Origin of the sequence: Rhodoferax sp. (assembly GCF_010365055.1) — a bacterium.
Lineage (GTDB): Bacteria > Pseudomonadota > Gammaproteobacteria > Burkholderiales > Burkholderiaceae_C > Rhodoferax.
This window is the reverse complement of the sequence record NZ_JAAFHA010000138.1, coordinates 1-7,075: the sequence shown is the minus strand read 5'-3', so window position 1 is coordinate 7,075 and position 7,075 is coordinate 1. Positions and strand designations below refer to the sequence as shown.

General features: G+C 58.8%; 5 protein-coding genes and 1 pseudogene. 2 read left to right on the top strand and 4 right to left on the bottom strand.

Features of this window, described 5'->3' with window-relative positions; all coding sequences use genetic code 11:
• Positions 1 to 66: 66 nt before the first annotated feature.
• Positions 67 to 423 carry a 1-acyl-sn-glycerol-3-phosphate acyltransferase gene (locus tag GZ093_RS19310; protein ID WP_363261139.1) on the bottom strand — a complete coding sequence of 119 codons (357 nt, stop codon included), beginning with the start codon at positions 421 to 423 and terminating at the stop codon, positions 67 to 69.
• 521 nt (positions 424 to 944) lie between these two features.
• On the opposite strand from GZ093_RS19310, the gene prsT reads away from it, so the two are divergent.
• Positions 945 to 3,719, top strand: coding sequence for an XrtA/PEP-CTERM system TPR-repeat protein PrsT (gene prsT, locus GZ093_RS19305; RefSeq protein WP_296489210.1), 2,775 nt, complete (start codon positions 945 to 947; stop codon positions 3,717 to 3,719).
• A 115-nt stretch (positions 3,720 to 3,834) separates the two neighbouring features.
• Here the strand turns inward: prsT and GZ093_RS19300 are convergent, their stop codons facing one another.
• Entirely contained in the window at positions 3,835 to 4,608 is a 774-nt protein-coding gene (locus GZ093_RS19300; protein ID WP_296489208.1) for a PEP-CTERM sorting domain-containing protein, read from the bottom strand.
• A 404-nt stretch (positions 4,609 to 5,012) separates the two neighbouring features.
• On the opposite strand from GZ093_RS19300, the gene GZ093_RS19295 reads away from it, so the two are divergent.
• Positions 5,013 to 5,879: a lipid A biosynthesis acyltransferase gene (locus GZ093_RS19295; protein ID WP_296489206.1), complete on the top strand. Its 867-nt coding sequence runs from the start codon at positions 5,013 to 5,015 to the stop codon at positions 5,877 to 5,879.
• Between the two features lie 62 nt (positions 5,880 to 5,941).
• Here GZ093_RS19295 and GZ093_RS19290 read toward each other — a convergent pair whose 3' ends face one another.
• On the bottom strand, positions 5,942 to 6,856 hold the full coding sequence (locus GZ093_RS19290; protein ID WP_296489205.1) for an alpha/beta hydrolase: 915 nt from the start codon (positions 6,854 to 6,856) through the stop codon (positions 5,942 to 5,944).
• A 105-nt stretch (positions 6,857 to 6,961) separates the two neighbouring features.
• Positions 6,962 to 7,075 (bottom strand): annotated as a pseudogene (locus GZ093_RS19285) (YihA family ribosome biogenesis GTP-binding protein); the annotation flags it as partial.

The window sequence follows — 7,075 nt, the reverse complement described above, 5'->3', positions numbered from 1 at the left end:
TTCTTGCTCGTCATGACTTTCAGTCTCCTTGGAAAACTCCAAGACTGCCGCGTTATCGATCAACGTTCAAGATGGGTTCGCCGCGCGTTTACGCTGGATGGCCAGTACGGATGCCGCCACCAGGTTGTTGGACTTCTCCCGCGCGACGGGGATGCCCCCCAGCCACATCATCAGGCCACGAAGCGGCGGCTTGAAAAGCTGCTCCTTGCCCATCCAGTAAACATTGAGATTCAGAGCGAAGGCCACCATCAGCGTGTAGGGCAGGTCCCAGTTGCTGGTGTGCGGCGCGGCAATCAGCACACTCTTTGTTGCGCCGGGCGGCAGGCTGCCCTCGATTTTCCAGCCGGCAAGTTTCAAGAATCCAACGGAGAAGCCGCGCAGCAGGGTATTGACGATGGGGGTGGTAAAGAGGGTACGGTGCATGGGCGGGGCGTTCAGATGAGGCGCAGAGCAGTCCGCCACGAAGCACACCACCTTGTTTAACCAAAGGCTAAATTATCCCGTACGACGGGCGTCAATCGCGCGCCTGGCAAGACTTTGCGCAGTCTTGCCGCGTGATCGCAAGCGCATGCTGGTGCTGATCTGGTGCCCGCTGCTTGATGACAGGATGGGGCATTTGTTCAATATTTGTCATGCTTGCCCAGGCGCATGGCTATTGAGTGGGAGATGAATCTACGATCTACGGCAAAAATCAACAGTTCACCATGCGATTGCACCGTGCACGCTGGAAACGCTAGGCAAAGTAGATGCCGCTGGCCAGCGCGTGTTGCTAACTTCCGATGCGGCTCTGCCCTTGGCCATTTGAAAACAGCTGCTTTTTTTCAGTCATATGTGAAATATCAACTGGCCAAACATTGGTGGCGCCCAGACTGTTCATTTGAAATATTCATTACTCGTTTGTCACCCAGTGGCAGTCATCTCACTCGATAGCCGGGAGTTTCCACATGCATGAATCCAACGGTCTTCTGTCGTTGCCATTTGGCCCCAAGCGCCTGCAGCTGTTGCTGATCGCATCAATCGCCATGGGCTGCGGACAAGATCCCATGAGCGCCGGCGCGCAATACATGCAGAAGAACGAGTATGCCTCGGCCGTCATTGAGTTCAAGAACGCAGTCCAGGCCAAGCCCGATGCGCTGCCCGCCCGCCTGGCATTGGCTGATGCGCTTGAGAGGGTGTATGACACGGTTGGCACGGAACAGCACCTTCGTAAGGCCGTAGCGGCTGGCGGTGATGTGAACGCCCTGCTGCCGCGTATCGCTCTGCTGATGCTCGACCGGAACGATCTGGCCAAGATCATCAATGAGTTCAAGGATCAGCATTTGAAGTCGGCTGAAGCAGACAGCAATCTTCGCGCAGTGGTCGCTGTCGCCTACCTGGGTCAGAAGCAACTTACCCTAGCCGAAGAACAACTGAACCGGGCGACAGTCAAAACGGCCGCCGTTACGCTGGCAACGGCCCAGTCGCTGCTCAACCAAGGCAAGAAGGAGCAAGCCATGGCGGGGCTGGACAGTTCGCTGGCAGCGCCAAATTCTCCATGGTGGGTGCTGCGGGGGCTGAGCCGCATCTATGAGGCCAACGGCAAGCGCGAGCAGGCCTTTGAATTCATGTCCCGGGCCTATGACGCGGTACCGTGGCATCGCGGCGTCATGGGCGAGTATGGGGAATTTCTGGTGGAGGCGGGCAAGCTCGATCAGGCCATCGTTATCCGAGACCGGCTCAAGAAACTGGCCCCGACGTTCTACATGACGCACTATGTCAATGCGCTCGTTCTATCCCGCCAGGGCCGCTCAGAAGAAAGCCTGGCGGCGGCTCTCAGGGCTCTCGCCCTTGCGCCGGAGCATTTGCCAGCGACCCTGATGGTCGCTTCGGCTGAACTGCAGAAGGGCGATGTGATGATGGCCGACCGGCGGCTAGGAAAGATCGCCCCGCAATATCCCTTCTCTGTACCCATGCTCCAGTTGCTGGCCCAAGCGCAGCTCCGACTCGGCAAAGACGCCGAAGCCGCTGATTCCATTTCAAGAGGCCTGGGCGTAGCGCCAACCAATGCACGGCTGCTTTCACTGCGCGCGGAAAGCGAAATCACGCGCGGCGCAATCAGGGAGGCCGCTGCCACCCTTGCACAACTCAGCGTGAGCGAACCTGGCAATGCGGCCTACCTGCTACGCCTGAGTGAGTTACGGGCAGCCTCTGGCAATAAGGAGGCGACCAAAAAGCTTCTCGACCAAGCGACTGAGGCGGGCAAAGATAATCCGGCGATCCGCGATCGAATTATTGCCATCGCTTTGGGCATGGGAGACGCCGCACGAGTTCGCCAGTTGGCTGAGCACGCCATCAGAACCAGCCCCCAGGATCCCCAGTCCCACCTGACTCTTGCCGCTGCTTTGGGCATCGAGAACGACCCGGCGGGCGCCTGGCGCGAGACCCTGGCTGCGCTGGATATCCAACCTGCATTTCAACCCGCTCTGAATGCGCTGGCCATGATGGCTAGAGAGCCCAAGCAGCGTGCAGAGTTGGTGCTTCGATACGAACAAGCGATTCAGGCCAAACCCGCCAGCGCCCAGACGTATCTTGAAAATGCCCGACTGATGCAGGCAACTAAGCGGTCTCAGGCCAGCATAACGGCACTGCTGGAGAAGGGTGTGGCCTCTCTGCCGAGCTCTGCCTTGTTGCGTGAAGCCCTTGCCCAGGAACATCTGCGTGCCGGGAAACCTGATGCGGCGCTCAGTGTGGCCCAAACAGGTGCCTCAGCCAGCAATGCGTCCGCCGCTGAAGTGTCCTTGCTCGCCGCGATCTACGAACGCGTTGGAGACACCAAGTTGGCCACCGAAACCTATCGCAAGCTGGCAGCCGACTATCCACAACGCGCAGACTGGCGGCTCAAACTGGCTGAACTGGAGGCGGGCGCCAACCAAAAAAGGGAAGCGACGAGCATTCTTCGCGCCCTGATTACCGACCGCCCCTTTGATCCGCAACCCTATATCGCGCTTGCCAGGCTGACGGCGCCTGACAATCTGCCCGAAGCCCTTTCCATTGCAAAAGAACTCGGCGACAAGGAAGCCCACAAGTTGACGGCCATGCTCCTACAAGGAGACTTGCTGGCCCAAGCGGGGCAAGCGGATGAAGCGTTAAAGCAATTCGCCCAAGCTGCAAAGGCCGGCGCTGTGCCCGCCGCTCTGCTGCGCAGCGTTCAGCTGCTTGACCGCACCAAACGCAGCCAGACTGGCGATGAGGAACTGGAGAATGCCTTGCGCAAATATCCTGAAGATTTGGCGGTCATCGGTTTTGCGGCACAGCGTATCCGCGCTCAGGGCAACCCGGCAAAGGCGGTCGAACTACTGCAAAAAATTGCTGACAAGAATCCCTCAAATCCCGTTGTGCTCAACGACCTTGCCTGGGCTCAGATTGAAGCCAAGCAAGCAGATGCGCTAAAAAACGCGACCCGGGCGGCCGAACTCGCGCCAAACAGCCACGAGGTGCTGGACACGCTTGGCATGGCACAGGCCTTGGCTGGCAAGCAGACTGAGGCGATTGCCACCCTGCGTACAGCGGTCAACCTTGCACCGAGAGTGCCAACATCCAGGCTGCATCTTGCCGAGTTGAATATCGCCGCTGGAAATCGCAAGGAAGCTGCAAATTTGATCCAGCCCCTGAACCGAAAGCAACTCGGAACCAAAGATCAGCAAACCCTTGACCGATTGACCCGCAGCCTTGACGGATAAGTGCGCGGTGCGAAGCGGGTCATATTTAATGGATCAATTGAGTTTCCTGATACATAGAGAATAGGCAAAAAAAGGCGGCCTGTGGCCGCCCCTTTTCAGCATCAATCAGACCGCGTCAAACGTTCTTGCGACGACGTGATGCTGCAAGACCGGCCAAGCCAAGGCCAACCAGCGCCAAGGATGCGGGTTCAGGAACATTGTTGCCGGGATCCGGGATCCGGGCACCGAAACCGTCAAGGTAGACATAGCCCCAGTGACCGGTTGGCTGACAGTCTGCCGCCAGCACCGACAGAGTGAAGGTGTGACCAGAAAGACCAGCCACAGACAACTGCTCGATTTGCCAAAGCGGGGTGTAGAAATTGTCATTTAAGACTGAAAAACGTGCATCCACGCCAGTCCCATCGTCAGCGGCGTTGTAGGTCCGATCGATCAGATTGACGCCGTCCGTATCGTCGCGCAGAGTAAGCCGCATGGTCGCAGCATCGCTTATGCCGTGAGCACCCAGGAGAACCGCTTTCCAGGCGAAGAAGATATCTGTGTCCGTGTAATTCGCCACCGTCTGGCTGATCGCAGACGCATAACCACCCCAAGTCGTGTCCTCCACGCGGTAGGCATAGTTACCACCGTAGACGGTGTCACCTAGCGCTACGCCGACGTTGGGATCGACATAGCTGGTGCCGATCACCGCGGAGTGCGTGCCAGTACTACCACTCGCCAGCACCAGCGCTGGCGTCAGCGTGGTGTTGTCGACTCCGGCGCGATAGTAGGAATCCGCGACGGACCAACTACCCGTATTGCCATCTTCAAACCCGCCGTTTACAAACGAAGCGGCAAATGCAGGAGCCGCTACAAGCGCTGCAATCGCCATTCCCATTGCTGTTTTTTTCATTTTCATTCTCCTAAGGTAAATGTCAAAAACCAACCAACTACACTAGTCACTAAACGCGTCGTTACATAAGCACAAATCGTACCAATCAGGCCTAAATTACCTAACTATTTGTTTTGCATGGCTTTTTTTACAATTTTGAAAGTGATTGCTGCAGTCGGTGTAAATATTGACGACACTTCTGGGCACGCGCAAGGCGCTCAACGAAGGCAATCCGTTATTGCGCAAGAGAGGTCAGCAGATATCCTGGTAGGAAGTTTTCAAGTAAGCAGAAGATGACGGGCGACACAGGCAATCTAAGATAGCCCCCTTTCACCACTCACCGCCAAGCGCTTTCAATGCCCTGGCTTAAGGGCAGCTTCCGTGATGGTCTTTCAATCAATCCCCATGTTCAAACAGACGCTTTCATGCTCAGTCGCCTAGGCATTCTGGTCATGCAACTGCTCGGGCGTTTGCCGCTGGCATGGGTGCGTGCGCTGGGCTACAGCCTGGGTTGGGCCCTGTACTTTCTGGTCGTGCCACGGCGGCGGGTGGCCCTCACCAACTTGCGCTTGTGCTTTCCCAATCAGCCTGAAGCGCAACGCCGGGCCATGGCGCACCGCACGTTCATTCACTTTGCCCAAGCCTGGCTGGACCGGGGCTGGCTTTGGCATGGCTTGCCCGAGGTGACACGGCGGCGCTTGACTTTGATTGGCGCGGTGGCTGAACTGGACGGCAATGAACCGGTGGTTATCTTTGCGCCCCACTTTGTCGGTCTGGATGCGGGCTGGACGGCGCTGACCCAGCAGCTGCCGCGCCGATTCACCACCATCTATACCAATCAGGCCAACGAAATTGTTGATGCCTGGATTCTGGCCGGGCGCCAGCGTTTTGGGTCGGTGCGGCTGTTTGGACGGATCGATGGCGTCAAGACCATCGTGGCGGCGTTGCGCTCGGGCGAGCCGCTGTATCTGTTGCCTGACATGAGCTTTGGCCAGGAAAGCTCTGTCTTCGTGCCATTTTATGGTGTGCTGGCTGCGACGGTGCCGTCACTGTCGCGCTTTGCCAAGCTGGGCCGCGCCAAGGTGGTGCCGGTGGTGACGCGCATGACGCGCCAGGGCTATGAAGTCGAGGTGATGCCGGCCTGGCCGGACTTTCCCTCCGACGACGCGGTGGCGGATACCGCACGCATGAACCAGCGGCTGCAGTCATACATTGATGCCATGCCGGATCAGTATTTTTGGGTCCACAAGCGCTTCAAGGACCGCCCACCTGGCACCCCTTCGGTTTACTGAAATTTATGCCATTTAGCCCTCTGGCCCCCGTCAAATATGGGTGAGTAGCTATTTTTTTGAAGTCAAGATGACTGCAAAAACTCACTGATCAATTGCGCGACCAGCACGGGTTGTTCATGCACGATCCAGTGCGTGGCGTCGGCCACGGTTTTGATCGTCAGTGGGTCGACATAGTCGCCCAGACCCTCGAGCAGTGTGGGCGGCAGCGCGATATCGCCCAGTCCCCAGATCACCAGGGTGGGCAGCTTCACGGTCAACATGGCGCGCGGCAGCTCTACTGCAGCAGCCCCAGGGTCATCGGCGCGCGGTGGACGCAGCGGTGAGGCCCGGTACAGATTGCAGCCACCCGTCAACCCGGCATCCCAGACCGCGCGGTACTGCGCCTTGGCGTCTTCCGTGAGCCAAGCGGCAGCGTGCGCGCCAAATTGGTCGGTTAGGAACTCCCAGAGGCGCCGGTGGTCGTCCTGGGCCAGCAATTCTTCGGCGTCCGGGCGAACCAGGAAATTCATGTAGGCGCTGGCGGCCCGCTGCGCAGGGTTGTTTTTGAGCTCACGCAAGAACGTGCCCGGATGGGGGGAGTTGATGATGACCAACTGGCGGGTCAGATCGGGCAACTGGTTGGCCAAGTTCCACGCGACCGCGCCGCCCCAGTCGTGCGCCACCAGCGCGGCAAGCTGGCCGCCCTGCTCTGGCGCCTCGATCGCAATCAAGGCGGCGATGTCTTGCACCAGGTGCTTGGGGCGGTAGGCGCTCAGGTCCGCGGGTGCGCTGGAGCGCTCGAAGCCACGCAGATTGGGCGCCACGCAGCGGTAGCCACCGTTCTCGGCGCGAGAAAAATGCACCAGCAAAAAGTCCCACACAAAAGCCGCTTCAGGAAAGCCATGCAGGAACATCAGCACCGGCCGCCCCCGCGCGCCAGCGGCCCGGCAACTCAGGGTGATGCCATGCGGCAATGGCTGGGAGTAAGTCTCGATCATGGTGAGGTCAGCCCGTCAGAGTCAAAACGGGTTTGAGACTACGATGGCAGACAGTCTTGCGCAGTCGCATTTGGGACCGCAGCCGATGGGCGCGCACACGTCGGATCAGGCTGCGGGGTGGGCCCATTGCCACAAGAGCGTGGCCACCTCATCGATGCCCTGGCGCTTGGTGGCCGAAAACAGCCGCACTTCGCCGCCACCGGCCTGCAGCTTCATGAT